General features: G+C 55.6%; 16 protein-coding genes. 10 read left to right on the top strand and 6 right to left on the bottom strand.

What is annotated here, in order from left to right; all coding sequences use genetic code 11:
- The first annotated feature begins 43 nt into the window (after positions 1-43).
- A complete protein-coding gene (pabB, locus tag OR573_05890) occupies positions 44-1,408 on the top strand; it encodes an aminodeoxychorismate synthase component I (GenBank protein ID XGA81170.1) in 1,365 nt (454 codons plus the stop codon).
- Between the two features lies 1 nt (position 1,409).
- On the opposite strand, the gene cysB is transcribed toward pabB, so the two are convergent.
- Positions 1,410-2,384: an HTH-type transcriptional regulator CysB gene (gene cysB, locus OR573_05885; protein ID XGA81169.1), complete on the bottom strand. Its 975-nt coding sequence runs from the start codon at positions 2,382-2,384 to the stop codon at positions 1,410-1,412.
- Positions 2,385-2,669: 285 nt separating this feature from the next.
- Between cysB and trxA the strand changes: the two genes are divergently transcribed.
- The gene (gene trxA / locus OR573_05880; protein XGA81168.1) at positions 2,670-2,990 is read left to right on the top strand and encodes a thioredoxin; all 321 of its coding nucleotides are present in this window, start codon (positions 2,670-2,672) and stop codon (positions 2,988-2,990) included.
- Between the two features lie 63 nt (positions 2,991-3,053).
- Here trxA and OR573_05875 read toward each other — a convergent pair whose 3' ends face one another.
- On the bottom strand, positions 3,054-4,178 hold the full coding sequence (locus tag OR573_05875) for an AI-2E family transporter (protein ID XGA81167.1): 1,125 nt from the start codon (positions 4,176-4,178) through the stop codon (positions 3,054-3,056).
- Between the two features lie 324 nt (positions 4,179-4,502).
- Here OR573_05875 and OR573_05870 point away from each other — a divergent pair, with 324 nt between their 5' ends.
- Positions 4,503-5,216 carry an SIMPL domain-containing protein gene (locus tag OR573_05870; protein XGA81166.1) on the top strand — a complete coding sequence of 238 codons (714 nt, stop codon included), beginning with the start codon at positions 4,503-4,505 and terminating at the stop codon, positions 5,214-5,216.
- Here OR573_05870 and serS read toward each other — a convergent pair.
- A complete protein-coding gene (gene serS, locus OR573_05865) occupies positions 5,206-6,483 on the bottom strand; it encodes a serine--tRNA ligase (protein XGA81165.1) in 1,278 nt (425 codons plus the stop codon). The genes OR573_05870 and serS overlap by 11 nt on opposite strands.
- Before the next feature lie 254 nt (positions 6,484-6,737).
- On the opposite strand from serS, the gene OR573_05860 reads away from it, so the two are divergent.
- From OR573_05860 to OR573_05830, 7 genes are all read left to right on the top strand, one after another.
- Positions 6,738-6,887, top strand: coding sequence for a hypothetical protein (locus tag OR573_05860; protein ID XGA81164.1), 150 nt, complete (start codon positions 6,738-6,740; stop codon positions 6,885-6,887).
- Between the two features lie 120 nt (positions 6,888-7,007).
- Positions 7,008-7,250: a hypothetical protein gene (locus tag OR573_05855; GenBank protein XGA81163.1), complete on the top strand. Its 243-nt coding sequence runs from the start codon at positions 7,008-7,010 to the stop codon at positions 7,248-7,250.
- Positions 7,247-8,008 (top strand): DUF1828 domain-containing protein, encoded by a 762-nt coding sequence (locus OR573_05850; GenBank protein XGA81162.1) that lies wholly within the window; start codon positions 7,247-7,249, stop codon positions 8,006-8,008. The genes OR573_05855 and OR573_05850 overlap by 4 nt, the downstream gene beginning before the upstream one ends.
- A gap of 122 nt (positions 8,009-8,130) precedes the next feature.
- Positions 8,131-8,475 (top strand): AAA family ATPase, encoded by a 345-nt coding sequence (locus OR573_05845; GenBank protein XGA81161.1) that lies wholly within the window; start codon positions 8,131-8,133, stop codon positions 8,473-8,475.
- 49 nt (positions 8,476-8,524) lie between these two features.
- A complete protein-coding gene (locus tag OR573_05840; GenBank protein ID XGA81160.1) occupies positions 8,525-8,779 on the top strand; it encodes a PD-(D/E)XK nuclease domain-containing protein in 255 nt (84 codons plus the stop codon).
- A gap of 162 nt (positions 8,780-8,941) precedes the next feature.
- A complete protein-coding gene (locus OR573_05835; protein XGA81159.1) occupies positions 8,942-9,100 on the top strand; it encodes a hypothetical protein in 159 nt (52 codons plus the stop codon).
- Positions 9,101-9,274: 174 nt separating this feature from the next.
- Positions 9,275-12,418 carry an FAD-binding and (Fe-S)-binding domain-containing protein gene (locus tag OR573_05830; GenBank protein XGA81158.1) on the top strand — a complete coding sequence of 1,048 codons (3,144 nt, stop codon included), beginning with the start codon at positions 9,275-9,277 and terminating at the stop codon, positions 12,416-12,418.
- A 72-nt stretch (positions 12,419-12,490) separates the two neighbouring features.
- Here the strand turns inward: OR573_05830 and trpC are convergent, their stop codons facing one another.
- Genes trpC through OR573_05815 form a run of 3 tightly spaced genes read right to left on the bottom strand, consistent with a single transcriptional unit; the run spans position 12,491 to position 14,952 of the window.
- Positions 12,491-13,294, bottom strand: coding sequence for an indole-3-glycerol phosphate synthase TrpC (trpC, locus tag OR573_05825; protein ID XGA81157.1), 804 nt, complete (start codon positions 13,292-13,294; stop codon positions 12,491-12,493).
- A gap of 10 nt (positions 13,295-13,304) precedes the next feature.
- Positions 13,305-14,324: an anthranilate phosphoribosyltransferase gene (gene trpD / locus OR573_05820; GenBank protein XGA81156.1), complete on the bottom strand. Its 1,020-nt coding sequence runs from the start codon at positions 14,322-14,324 to the stop codon at positions 13,305-13,307.
- Between the two features lie 37 nt (positions 14,325-14,361).
- Complete coding sequence (locus OR573_05815; GenBank protein XGA81155.1) at positions 14,362-14,952, bottom strand: aminodeoxychorismate/anthranilate synthase component II; 591 nt, start codon at positions 14,950-14,952, stop codon at positions 14,362-14,364.
- Positions 14,953-15,029: the final 77 nt, after the last annotated feature.

Here is a 15,029-nt window from a genome sequence, read left to right as displayed (position 1 = left end):
CCCCCTAAACTGTGCAGCCATTCACTCGCCTGGTTGATGGTGCATGAACGTAGCGCTGACACTGACGTCTCTTCCTTATGTAACGGACCCACTTACTGTGTTTGCACGCTTGCGCAAACGGCCTGGGGCCGTCTTGCTCGATAGTGGCCGACCTGACGCCAACGGCCGCTATGACATTATCAGCAGCGACCCGCTGGCAACACTGTCCATTGGCCCTACCGGCGAGGCAGCTTTCAACTCCCGTGCGTTACCCAAGCCACCGGATGCGTTGCACAAAGCTCCTTTTGCGCTGCAGGAATGGTTACTGGCGCAGCTTGACATCACGATGCCAAAGAACGATCTGCCGTTTAGCGGCGGCCTGATCGGGTACTGGAGCTATGATCTGGGGCGTTATACCCAGCAGCTCGATAGCCAACGCCCAGCCCCTACGTCGCTGCCACTGGCGCGCCTGGGCCTGTATGACTGGGCATTGGTAATTGACCACCTGAAGCAGGAAGTCACCCTGCTGGCCTCCCAGGCCCGGCGTGCGCAGGTTCTGCAATGGCTGGACGCCGCCGCTGCACCTGATGGGCCCTTTGCCTTGACGACGGCTTTCCGAGCGCAAATGACCCGCGAAGGCTATAGCCAGCGATTTGCTCAGGTGCAGCGTTATATCCGTTCCGGTGATTGCTACCAGATCAACCTGGCCCAGCGCTTTTCCGCACACTATGAAGGGGATGTCTGGTCTGCCTATCTGCGCCTGCGCCGTGCTACCCCTACGCCGTTTTCGGGCTTTATGGCCTGGCAGGACAAGGCGGTATTGTCCCTATCGCCCGAACGTTTCATACAGGCGCACCGGGGCAAGGTCGAAACGCGACCTATCAAAGGTACCCGCCCACGTGGCGCCACCAGGGAACACGATCAGCAACTTGCCCAGCAGCTGCTGAGCAGCACTAAGGATCGTGCTGAAAATGTCATGATTGTGGATTTGTTGCGCAATGATCTGGGGCGGGTGTGCCAGTTCGGCAGCATCCATGTGCCCCAGCTATGTGAACTGGAAAGCTACCCGAATGTGCATCATCTGGTGAGTGTGGTGAGGGGCCAGCTGGACAAGGCAAACACGCCGCTGGCACTGCTTGAAGCCGCCTCACCGGGCGGGTCGATCACCGGCGCGCCGAAGATTCGCGCCATGCAGATTATCGATGAGCTGGAACCCTGCCAGCGCAGCGTTTATTGCGGCAGCCTGGGCTATATTGATCACACTGGCAGTATGGATACGTCGATTGCCATTCGTACCGTGGTGGCTGACGCCGGTCAGCTACACTTGTGGGGCGGCGGCGGCCTGGTGGCAGATTCCCAACCGGATGCCGAGTACGATGAAACCCTCGACAAGATCCGCCACCTGATCAATGCGCTGACCTCAACGTGAGTCAATATTCTGGCAGCGTGACGTCCTTGAATAAATCCTGATCATTACGCGGGCCAGCGGTCAATGCCGCGTCAACCCGCTCGCGGGTCAGGTGCGGCGCAAAGCGCTCCAAAAAGTCATACATATAGCCGCGCATGAAGGTGCCGCGCCGAATGCCGATCTTGGTGGTAGAACTTGCAAACAGATGCCCAGCTTCCAGCGCCACCAGGTCACTGTCATGCTCAGGGTCAACCGCCATATGGGCCACAATCCCCACGCCCATCCCCAGGCGCACATAGGTTTTGATAACGTCGGCATCAGCCGCTGTCAGCACCACATTCGGGGTCAGGCCATGTTCTCTGAAGGCGTCATCCAACTGCGAGCGTCCGGTGAACCCGAAGACATAGGTCACCAGCGAATAGTCGGCCAGGGCCTCCAGGGTTAACGGGCCGTCTAGCGCTGCCAGCGGGTGATCTTTCGGCACCAGTACGCAGCGGTTCCACCGGTAACAAGGCAGCAGCACCAGGTCGGTAAACAGCTCCAACGACTCTGTGGCAATCGCAAAATCAGCCTGCCCTTCACTCACCATCTGGGCAATCTGTTTGGGTGTACCCTGCTGCATATGCAGGGCAACATCCGGATATTTCTGGGTAAACTCAGTGATGATCGGCGGCAGCGCATAGCGCGCCTGGGTGTGAGTCGTCGAGATTGACAGGCTACCCCGGCGCTCATCGCTGTATTCCTGGGCCACATCCTTGATATTTTCAGATAATCGCAAGGCCTGGCCGGCCAGTTCAATAATCGCCTGCCCGGCGGGCGTCACCCGCGTCAGGTGCTTGCCACTGCGCGCGAAAATCTCGACCCCCAATTCGTCTTCAAGCAAGCGGATCTGCTTGGAAATACCCGGCTGAGAGGTGAACAGGCTTTGCGCTGTCGCAGAGACGTTCAGGTTATGCCGATTGACTTCCCAAATGTAACGTAGTTGTTGTAACTTCATTGAACCACCCTGAAACTTAAGCAGAACGTTTATCCCCTTTTTTGACCCACGTAGGCGACAAGCGGATGCTCAATCTAATAGAATAAAAAACATAATCATAATATCGTTATAGTATAAAAAAATCCATGGCAGACGGGTTTATTTGCCACCAGTGCCGATGACCGCTAACATTTGTCGGCTTGGCGCATTGTAAACGCGCTATTGATTCGCACGACCTATGTTGCATTCACTATAGCAACGACTTAAGCAACGCCATTGCAAGAGTAACGCAAACAGGAGAATTCTATGTCCCAGGTTGATGTCACTAACGCCAATTTTGAGCAAGAAGTGATCAACGCCGAACAGCCCGTATTACTGAAGTTCTGGGCCCCCTGGTGTGGCCCTTGCAAAGTAATGGCACCGGTGGTTGACGAAGTTGCCGAGGAACGCGGCGATGGTTTGAAAGTGGTCAGTATCAATGTTGACGACGCGCCTGAAATTGCCGCTGAACAAGGCGTGCGTGGTGTCCCCACCGTCATGCTGTTCAAGTCCGGCACCAAGGTTGCTTCACTGGTTGGCGCACAATCCAAATCCCAACTCAATCAGTTTATTGAGCAAAACGCCTGATAGCCATCAGGCCTATCAAAAAGACCGCCGTTTGTGGCGGTCTTTTTTTATATCTGCCGCCCGCTATTCATCCCGCTTCATGGGAGGCTTGGTCGCTTCACGTAGTGGCTTTTCAACCGAATCCTCCAGATGCGCGCCTGGTCCCAGCAAATGCGCCATCCAGCGGGTTTGCGGATGGCTATCCAGAGCAATCTTGAGCGTCATGGTCAACAATACCGATAGCAGCATTCCCGCCGCACCAAATACCCAGCCCCACACCACCAGGGAGAGAAACGCGATCAGCGTCGACAATCCCAAGGCTCGCCCCATCAAGCGTGGCTCCACCAGATTACCCAGCACGAAGTTAATACCCAAATAGCACATTGATAGCAAGAACGCCTGCCACAAACCACTATCCTGAGAAACCAGCAACAGCAACACCGGCGGCACCGCCGCAATGGCCGAGCCAATATTGGGTATAAAATTCAGCGCAAATGCCAAGACCGCCCACAACAGCGGAAATTCAACCCCCACCACCAGACAGGAAATCCACACCAGCACTGCCGTGGCCAGACTAATAATCGTCTTAACCGCCAGATAGCGCTTGAACGTACGGCTGAACTCAGAGAACCGCTTCAGGCTAGGGGCCGGATTTTCCAGCGCCAACGATACCTTATCGCGAAAGTGCAGCGTTTCGAACAACATGAACACCACCAGTAGCGACACCACTATGCTCTGCATGAACAGATTGCCGATCTCACCCAGAATCGCCGGCATCCAGGACGTGATGCTCTGATTATCAAACAGGGTATTCAGTTGTTCAGGGTCAATCGCAAGCCCCATGGAAGACAGGGTATTCAGCAGACTCTCATAGGCCGCATAAAGGCGCGTCTCAATATCCGGCAGCGAATCGACAAAGGTGCTGAAACTGTTAACCACCAGCAAGCCCAGCAGCGATGCCAGCCCCAGCAGCACCATCAAGGTCAGCAACACCGCCAAACGCATCGACAACCCCAAGCGGTGAAGCCACTGCACCGGCGATGTACACACCACCGCAATAAAAAACGCCAGCAACAGCGGCACCAGCAAGCTGGAGCCCGCTTTCATGCCACCAATAATAATCACCAGCGCCGCCAGAGATAGCGTGGCATTAAGCGGCATACTGCTGTAGCTGTCGTCTTGTGGCGGTTTGTTAACGGGGTCAAGCATATGACGCGCAAAGCCTCCTTGCAGGGTGGTGGATACTGCATGATGACGCCTTGAAACACTTTGCACAAACATCAGACGCGTTAGGATGGAGCAAAACCCTAATAAAGGGAACTTTGCTGGTAGCAAGAACTTTTGCTCTTTAATCGTCTCAAAGGCGAACTTGGTACCCGTCAGGGTCAACAGCTACTCAGCGAATCACCTTCGCTATCGTTAAATACTGTCAGGAAGGCTCTTATGAAAACCCTCACCAGAACATTCTCCAGAACACTGTCCAGAACATTTCCACGTGTCCCCTACTGGCTCATGGCCGGCAGCATGACGGCAATGGCACTTGCCCCGGCTGCTCAGGCCAGCGAGACCTCACGGCTTAGTGTAGATGCCAAGGCGCATATCGAAGTCGTGCCCGACAGGGCCACCCTCAATGCACGGCTATGGGAAGAAACGCCCGCCATCGAGCGGCTGGCAGAGGAAGAAGATGCCGCCTTGAGTGAAGCAAGAGCAAGGCTTGAAACCCGCGCCAGCGAGCTGATCACCACGCTTGAATCACAAGGTATCGAGCGCGATGCCATTTCCGCTGGCTCCTTGAACATCTACCCGCGCCAGATCCACAACCGCAATGAAGACGGCAACGGTGAAACCCTCAAGCGCACCCGGCTTGAGCGCCCTATCGAGGTTCAGCTGGATGATATTGAACAGGTCAGCGCCATTCTGGATGCCCTGATCAGTGCAGGCGTCAATCAGCTGGATGGGGTCGAATTTGACCTTAAGGATAGAGACGCCGTGACCGACGAAGCGCTGGTCAAGGCGTTGGAAAAGGCCCGCCACAAGGCTGACCTGATGGCCAACACCCTGGACGCAGAACTGGGCAAGGTACACCGTATTCAGGAAACCCAGTCGCCCAATTACCAGCCGCGCATGATGGCGGTGAGCGCTGAGCTCAACGATGCGGCTGGCAGCAAGGCGCCCCAGGCGGAATACCGCCCCGGCACCATCCGAATTGATGCCGAGGTCAGCGTGGAGTGGCTACTTAAAGATTGACCGAGGCATTACCGCCCATATAAGGCCGCAGTGGCTCAGGGATCGTCACGCTACCATCTGCCTGCTGGTGATTTTCCAATACCGCCAGCAGGCAACGCCCCACCGCCAGGCCAGAACCGTTCAGGGTATGCACCAGTTGCGGCTTTTTCTCATCAGGATGGCGGAAACGCGCCTGCATACGCCGAGCCTGAAAGTCTTCACAATTGGAAATTGACGAAATCTCCCGGTAGGTCTCCTGGCTAGGCAACCAGACTTCCAAGTCATAAGTCTTGGCAGCCCCAAAGCCCATATCACCGGTACACAGGGTGACTACCCGGTACGGCAGATCCAACGCCTGCAGCAGCGCCTCTGCGTGGCCGCGCATGTCTTCCAGTGCCGCATAGCTCTTGTCCGGCTCAACGATCTGCACCATCTCGACCTTATCAAACTGGTGCTGACGAATCATGCCACGGGTGTCCCGCCCATGAGAGCCCGCTTCAGAGCGGAAGCACGGCGTATGCGCCGTCAGTTTCATCGGCAACGCCGCCTGATCAACAATCTCATCGCGGACGAAATTGGTCAGCGGCACTTCCGAGGTGGGAATCAGGTGATAGTCACGCTCATCATCCAGCCGGAACAGATCTTCCCCAAACTTGGGCAGCTGACCGGTGCCCATCAGCGAATCACGGTTGACCATATAAGGCACATAGCATTCTTCATAGCCATGCTTGAGGGTTTGCGTATCCAGCATGAACTGCGCCAACGCCCGGTGCAGGCGCGCAATCGGCCCGCGCATCACCGCAAAGCGGGCGCCAGTCAGCTTTGACGCCAGGTCAAAATCCAGATACCCCGACTGCTTGCCCAGATCGACATGATCCAGCACCTTGAAATCAAACTCACGCGGCGTGCCCCAGCGGTGCAGCTCAACGTTATCGTCCTCGCTCTTGCCTTCAGGCACGCTATCATGAGGCAGGTTAGGAATACCGCTGACCAGGTCATCCCACTGCGCCTGCACCTCGGCCAGTTGCTGTTTGGCGGCATCCAGGCGCTCGCCAAGGTCACTGACCTCATTCAAAAGCGGCTGGATATCTTCACCATTGGCCTTGGCCTTGCCAATCGCCTTGGAACGGGTATTGCGTTCGCTCTGCAGCTGCTCGGTCTGCGTCTGCAGTTCGCGCCGCCTGGCTTCCATCGCCTGCAGCGCCTGTGTATCCAACATAAAACCACGGCGGGCCAGTTGTTGCGCCACCGTATCAAGGTCACCGCGCAGCAGTTTCGGGTCGAGCATGAGTCATTCCTTCGCCTGAATTCAGTGAACGTCACGGCCAGCGCCGTGATAAAGGTGCCTATTGTAGGCAAAAGCGCAAGGCACGGCTATGGGGTTTGGGTGTAAGCCATGGATGTCAGCGTGTAAGCGTTGTGCTATAGCAAAACTCTGAATTTAAGAATATGGTAATTTATATTTAAGTTACGCAGATGACTTAAGCGGTTAATGACGGATACTTGGCATGACAGTAGAAGGCAATGTAGCAAGGAGGCGTAATGGGTAAAAACCAAAAACAGGTGAGTTATGCCCGTGCCATTGAGTTTATTCAGAAGGATAAGCGCTGGAATGGCCCAGCTACCTTTGCAAAAGGCTGGGTTAGCTCAAACAGCGTACCGTCAACCTTCAAGATCCGTGCTTCACTGTAGGTTGATGATCTTATCATAGAAGGATGCTTTGTTGAGATTGCCTATAAACGCTCACCCAGCGGGTTAGCAAAAGACGCTTTTTCAGCCTCGTTTTTTGTTGATAATGCACGTATTGTTGGCGTGGATGATGGAAAGCCATCCACTCATACCAATAAAGTTGGTGAAGGGCTGAAATACTTTGAGCAGATTATCCCCCACCCCCATCTACATATTCCGATTGAATCTGCCAGCTATGGCTACGCAAAGCCGCTTAAACCAATGGGCACAACGCTGCTTTGGCAGCTATTCTTAAAAGAAGCTGGCATCAGGCAGGCACCTGCATTCACCATGCCCCCTGAAGAACAAGGGAGTTTACTACCATGAATTGCATGAACATAAAGGAGGCGCTTGGGTACCAATGCACTCCGGTTAAAGAGGGTGTTTTTTTCCTGAATTCTGCGTTCACACATGGTTATGATCCCGAATCATTGGGAATTTATGTAGTGGATGATGGTCAAGGCAACCTTGTGATCACCGATGACGGCAACCAGCTCTTTACGGCGCAGTCCCACGGCGTCAACATCACTAAGCGGCGAATAGAAAAGCTGGATAAGCTATTGTCTGCCTACCATTTATCCATCAAGAACACTGGGGAAGTGACTGGAACCTGCAGGCAGGATGAACTCAGCCTCTTTTTACCCAGGTATTTTGAAGCCTCTATTCGTCTAAGTGATGCAATAAGCGAGATGTTTCCAGGCGCGCCCAAAAGCTTTGAAGACAGGGTTGGGGAGATTCTCAACAAAGGGCTGGCCAGGCAACGTATCACCCGCAACTTCACCACCCAAGGTGCTAGCGGGCACCAACTCACCTTCCCCTTCGCGGTTGATATCAATACAGACCATGCCAAGGTGATTCAGCCCATTTCTATCCGAGGACAGGATCCACACTGGTCTACTGTCATGCAAACCCTGGGCAAGCTGGTAGAATTCAAACAGGCACATGAAAACATCACGGCCTTCGTTGTGCTAGAACCCGGAGCCAATGCCGAAGGTGCCGCACAGGCCAAAGCTGCCTTGGTTCAGTATGCCAACATACTTGAACTCAACAACGAAAGCCTGCTGATAAACCATTTAGCCGCTTAATCCCATTGATCGGCCTAACTGCCCATAGAAGAGCAGTTTTTCTGCCTACACAAAAATATGTGAATGATCACCACGACCACTACAATAGCGTCCTCTAGGACGCCGACCCCTACCTGCATTTTGTGCTACTCACCGGGGTGTCCAAGTTCAGCAAGGTAAGCCTGTTTTCGGGGTTGAACAACCTTCGCGATATCACTCTTTCACCGGATTATGCAGCCATCTGCGGCTATACCGACGAAGATATTGATAACGTTTTTACGCCAGAGCTTCCGGGCCTTGACCGGGAAGAAATCCGCCGCTGGTATAACGGTTACCGCTGGGGTAATAAAGAGATTGATGCTGTCTACAACCCTTTTGATGTGCTGTTGCTGATGGAAGAGTGCGAATTTGGCCCCTACTGGTTTGAAAGTGCCACACCCACCTTTTTGGTCAACCTGCTGAAAGAACGCGGTGTGTTTACGCCATAGCTAAAGCATTGGGAGGCTGAATACGAACTGCTCAGCCAGTTTGATGTTGATGTCTGAGGTGGAAGATGCCAGCAGCAAAGGCCAGGTGGATATGAGCGTTGACTTTGGCGGCCATATTTATCTGTTTGAATTCAAAGTGGTTGAGCAGGAACCACAGGGCAAAGCGCTGGAGCAGATCAAAACCAAAGGCTACGCCGATAGACATCTTGCCAGCGGTAAGCCTATCCATATGATTGGCGTGGAGTTCTCGATTGCTAGACGGCAGATAATAGCCTTTGAGGTGGAAACGCTGCACTTGGGGTAATTATGTAGTGCCGAGAACGAGACGTCTTTTCCTCACCCAATAGCCAGGCATATGAACATTTCCAACTTGCAGTCACAAAACACGACCTGGGTCAATAAATGGCTCAACCCAACCGCTAATATGGATAGCGTTATCCATGTATCGAAATGAGAGGTAGAGGTCATGTTGGAAAATGTCATGCCTTATGTATACGGCGGTATCATCTTACTCAGTGTTTTGTGTTTTGGCACCGTGATCTGGCTTGGGCGGAGTTTGCGCGCAAGCGAAGCGCCGGCGCCTGCTGAAGAGAAAAAAGATTCCCAGGAAGCCAAGGCAAGCTAATCAGTTACCGGTGCTCAGTGGCCATTTTATGGCCTTTTTTGCCGATGCTACTGTGTGCAGTCAGGGGGTGCCTGCGGTAAAGTGGAAGCATTCGAATGGCTGGAATCTGGCCGTGTTCTTTCACCTCGTTCTGCCTGAGGCAGCCGAGCCGATAACGATGGCGTAGCCCCTACCATGATTGCATCCCTGGATTCTGACCGCGTCGCCTTTGAGTCGCTAAGCAGTGACTATGTGCGCTTCCTTGAAATCCTCAAGGCCAATGGCTTTGAAGGTGAGATTTGCCCGGACTATGCCAGCCGCACCGTGCTGGCCACCGACAACTCCATCTATCAACGTTGGCCCCAGGCGGTGGTGTATCCTAAGCACAGCGAAGACCTCACGCGCATTACCCGAATGGCGGCTCAGGTGCCTAACCGCAATATTGTGCTCACTGCTCGTGGCGGCGGTACTGGCACCAACGGCCAGTCATTGACTGACGGCATCGTGGTTGATGTGTCGCGGCATATGAACCGCATCCTGGATATTGATGTAGAGAACCGTCGGGTTCGGGTTCAGGCAGGCGTGGTGAAGGATCAGCTTAACGCGGCCCTTAAACCCCACGGGCTGTTTTTCGCGCCGGAACTTTCCACCTCCAACCGCGCCACCATTGGCGGGATGATTTCAACCGACGCCAGCGGCCAGGGCAGCTGTGAATACGGCAAGACCCGCCATCACGTGCTGGAGCTTGATACCGTCCTGATCGGCGGTGAACACCTGCATAGCCGCCCACTCAGCAGCGCTGAGGAAGACGCTGCTTGCCAGCAGGCAGGCATCATCGGGGATATTCACCGCACCGCCGCCAGGATTATTGACCAGCAGCGAGACCTGATTGAGGCCAAGTTCCCGCCCCTCAACCGCTGCCTGACCGGCTATGACCTGGCCCATCTGCGTACTGAACAGGGCGAGCTGGATATCAACAGCCTGCTGTGCGGCTCGGAAGGTTCGCTGGGCTTTCTGAATGAAGCCGTCCTGAATGTGCTGCCGATTCCTAAGCACTCTACCCTGGTCAACGTGCGCTACGCGGGCTTCATGGATGCTCTGCGCGATGCCAAGGCGCTGATGGCCAGCAGCGAGCGGCCGACCTCGATTGAAACCGTCGATGATCAGGTGCTACTGCTGGCCATGGACGATTTTGTGTGGGATAGCGTTGCCACCTTTTTCCCCGAAGGTGATACACCGATCCGCGGCATCAATCTGGTCGAGTTCAATGACGACGACCCTGAGCGCCTGACCCGCCGGATCAAGGCATTTACGGATCACTTGAGCCAGGATACCAGCGTTCAGCGCTTGGGCTACACCCTGGCCCAAGGGCGTGCAGACATTCAGAAAGTCTACGCCATGCGCAAACGCGCCGTGGGCCTGTTAGGCAATGTCAAAGGTGAAAAACGCCCGATTGCCTTTGTCGAGGATACCGCCGTGCCGCCAGAGCACCTGGCGGATTTTATCGCCGAGTTCCGTGCCGCACTGGATGCCCGCGAGCTGCAATATGGCATGTTTGGCCATGTGGATGCCGGGGTGCTTCACGTGCGCCCGGCCATTGATATGAAAGACCCGCAACAAGAGCGCCTGATCCGCGAGGTCTCGGATGAAGTCGTCGCCCTGACCCAGAAATATGGGGGCCTGCTATGGGGCGAGCATGGTAAAGGAGTACGCTCCGAGTTCGGCCCTAAATTCTTTTCTGAACTCTACCCTAGCCTGCAACGGGTCAAGGCAGCGTTTGATCCGGAAAACCAGCTCAACCCGGGCAAGATTGCTTCGCCCCTGCCCGCTTCCGTCAACCCTGATGATGGCGTGATTGCCCGGGACAGCGACCCTGCCCTGCTCAAGGTGGATGGCGTGACCACCCGCGGCCAGCTTGACCGTCAAATTGATGAACGCGCCTGGCAGGCCTATGACGCGGCGGTGTATTGCAACGGCAACGGCGCCTGCTACAACTACGATGTGGATGACCCCATGTGCCCATCGTGGAAGGCGACTCGGGATCGCGTGCATTCACCCAAGGGCCGCGCCAGCCTGATGCGCGAATGGCTGCGCTTGCAGCAGGCCGCGGGCATTGACGTAGTGGAAGAGTCACGCAAGAAAAAAGCCGAAGGTGTCTTTGGCTTTATTAAAAGCTTTCCGCTGCGCGCCATGAATACCTTGAGCAGAAAACAGCGCCACGACTACTCCCATCAGGTGTATGACGCTATGGCGGGCTGTCTGGCGTGTAAGTCCTGCGCTGGGCAGTGCCCCATCAAGGTTAACGTGCCCCAGTTCCGCTCCCAGTTTCTGGAGGTCTACCACGGCCGTTACCTGCGCCCGCTGCGCGACTATATCGTCGGCGGCACCGAACATATGCTGCCGACCATGGCCAGAGCGGCCCCGCTTTATAATGCCGTGATCGGCCAGCGCTGGGTGGATACCCTGATGCGTAAGGGCTTGGGGATCAGCGATTCGCCCAAGGTCTCCCGCGCCAGTGTCAAAAAACAGCTGCGCGCCTGGGGCGTCGCGGAAGCCACGCCTACCTCGCTGGCCATGTTGACGGAAAAGCAGCGCGCCAATAGCGTGGTTCTGGTTCAGGATGCCTTTACCACCCATTTTGAAGCCACCCTGGTGATGGACATTATCGAGCTGCTGACGCGCCTGGAGATACGGGTGTTGGTCATGCCCTTTTCCGCCAACGGCAAACCGCTGCATGTGCAGGGGTTTCTGGGCGCTTTCGAACGCACCGCCCGTCAGCAGGCCAAGCGCTTAGCCACCCTGGCGCGTTTTGAAGTGCCGCTGGTGGGCATTGATCCGGCCATGACGCTGACCTACCGTCAGGAATATGTCAAAGCCCTTGGTCAGGAAGCTGTACCCCCCGTGCTGCTGCTACAGGAATGGCTGGCCACACGCCTGAACACCCTGGCGCCACAGCAGCTTGAACTAGATGACCCAGGGTTTCGGCTGCTTTCCCATTGCACTGAAAAAACCAATGCCCCCGGCAGCCCCAAGGCTTGGCAGCAGGTGTTTAACGCCTTTGGTTTACAGCTTGAACTGGCCAGCAGCGGCTGCTGTGGCATGTCGGGCACTTACGGCCATGAAACTCGTAACGTGGCTACCTCAAAAACCATCTATGCCCAATCCTGGCAACCTCAGGTGGAAGCCGAGGAAAATAGCGGACGGCTACTGGCCACCGGCTATTCCTGCCGCAGCCAAGTCAAACGCTTTTCACAGCAGACCTTGCCTCACCCGTTACAGGCACTGCTGACGCAGTTAAGATCCGCCGAGCATTCAGCCGAGCAGAAAGTTATCCGCTGAAAAGTCACCCGCTGAAACGCGACAAGCCCCGCCTGAAGCGGGGCTTGTCGCAGGAGCGCAAAGATAAACGCGCTAGAAAAACAGGTTTTTCAGCGCCTGGCCGGGGTCTTCTTCGCGCATAAAGGCTTCACCGACCAGAAAACCGTTGATCTCATGGTCACGCATCAGCTCAACATCGTCGCGGGTATGAATGCCTGACTCAGTAATCACGGTCACGTCTGCGGGGATACGTGTCAGAAGGTCCAGGGTGGTGTTCAGGCTGGTATCAAAGGTGTGCAGGTTACGGTTGTTGATACCCACCAGCTTGAGATCCAGCGCCAGCGCCCGTTCCAGCTCGTCACCGTCGTGAACTTCCACCAGCACATCCATCCCCAGCTGCTGGGCCTGCTGGTTAAGATCGCGCATTCTGGCATCATCCAGCGCCGAAACAATCAGCAGAATACAGTCAGCGCCTATCGCCCTTGCTTCAGAGACCTGATAGCCGTGGGTGATAAAATCCTTACGGATGACCGGCAGGCTGCAGGCATCCCGAGCGGCAATCAGGTAGTCTTCATGGCCCTGAAAATAGTCCGCATCGGTCAGCACAGACAGGCAGGCGGCACCGCCTTCGGCATAGCGCCTGGCAATCTCGGCAGGCTCAAAGTGCTCACGAATCACGCCCTTGGACGGTGAGGCTTTTTTGATCTCCGCGATCACGGCCGGGTCACCGCTGGCGATCCGCTGGTTCAACGCCTGAATGAACCCACGCGGGGCACTCTGATGCTTGGCCAGCGCCAACAGGTCAGTTTCAGACACCGCCTCGCGGCGCTCGGCGACTTCCTGATCCTTGCGGGCCAGAATACGGGTAAGAATGGTGGGCGTTGCCTGATCAGTCATAAGGTCTCTCTTACTGTTTGAAGACGCTGGTGAAATGCGCCAGCTCTCGCAGTTTTTCCAATGGCAGGCCGGAAGCCTGGGCGTCCTGGGCGACCATCACGCCTTCCTTCAGGGTATCTGCCACACCGGCGCAGTAAAGCGCCGCACCGGCATTCAGCGCCACCATATCCGCCGCCGCCCCTTCGCCTGCCAGGGCTGCCTTTACCAACTGCAGGCTTTCCGCCGCACTGTTGGCTTTCAGGGAAGCCAGGCTCTGGCGCTCGATGCCTAGGGTTTCCGGCTCAATGGTGTAATGATGGATGGCACCGTCCTTCAGCTCTGCCACAAGAGTAGGCGCGGCCAGGGAGATTTCATCCAGCCCATCTTCGGAATGCACTACCATGACATGGCGGCTACCCAGCTGTTGCAACACCTCAGCCATCAGCGGCACCAGCTCAGGCGAGTAAACCCCCAGCACCTGATTCGGCGCACCGGCCGGGTTGGTCAGTGGCCCGAGAATATTGAATAGAGTGCGTACCCCCATCTCGCGGCGCGGGCCAATGGCGTGGCGCATGGCCGGGTGATGATTGGGGGCAAACATGAAGCCTACGCCAACCTGCTCGATACAGCGGCTGACCTGCTCCGGATTGAGATCCAGATAAATACCGGCAATATCAAAAAGATCCGCACTGCCTGATGAAGACGAAACGCTGCGGTTACCGTGTTTGGCCACATGCGCCCCGGCACCGGCGGCCACAAAGCTTGCCGCCGTGGAGACGTTGAAAAGATTGGCACCGTCGCCCCCAGTGCCAACAATATCAACCACATTGTCGGTATCCAGAGTCACCCGCTTCATCAGCTCGCGCATCACCTGGGCCGCTGCACTGATTTCAACCGCGCTCTCGCCTTTCATTGCCAGCCCCACCAGCAAGCCGCCAATCTGGGCATCGGTCGCCTCACCGGTCATGATCTGACGCATCAAGGCGTGCATCTGGTCAAAAGTCAGATTCTCGCGCTGCATCACAGCGTTAATGGCATCTCGCATGAGCATGAATTTGTGAGCCTCCAGGCTGAGATAATGAGCGTTTTCAGCTACGTTTGAGGAAATTGGCCAACAGTTGGTGGCCCTGACGGGTCAGGATCGATTCCGGGTGGAACTGTACGCCTTCTATATCCAGTTCACGATGGCGCAGGCCCATAATCAGATCCGGCGTCACATCATCGGCTCCTGTCCAGGCGGTAATCTCCAGGCACTCAGGAAGGCTGTCCTTGTCCACTACCAGGGAGTGATAGCGGGTGACTTCCAGCGGGTTTTCAAGCCCGGCAAACACGCCTTGCGCATCATGCTGGATGGCCGACGTCTTGCCATGCATTACCTGAGGCGCGCGCACCACCTTACCACCATACACCTGACCGATGGCCTGATGCCCAAGGCATACCCCTAAAATAGGTAGCTTACCGGCAAAATGGCGGATCAGATCCATCGAAAGACCCGCCTCATTTGGCGTGCAGGGGCCGGGTGAAATCACGATATGGCTGGGCGCCAGGGCATCGATCTGAGCCAGGCTTATTTCATCATTACGATGTGTCAGCACCTCAGCGCCCAATTCACCCAGATACTGGACGATATTGAAGGTAAAACTGTCGTAGTTATCCAGCATCAGAACTTTTTGAGGCATAACGTTTGAAACTCCATCGACTTATTTCTCAGGTGATGCCCCTTAATCAGGAGATTACCCGATCTGATTCTGTGCAG

Origin of the sequence: Halomonas sp. CH40, assembly GCA_041875495.1 — a bacterium.
In the GTDB taxonomy this organism is placed as follows: domain Bacteria; phylum Pseudomonadota; class Gammaproteobacteria; order Pseudomonadales; family Halomonadaceae; genus Vreelandella.
This window is presented reverse-complemented; position numbering and strand designations above follow the sequence as displayed.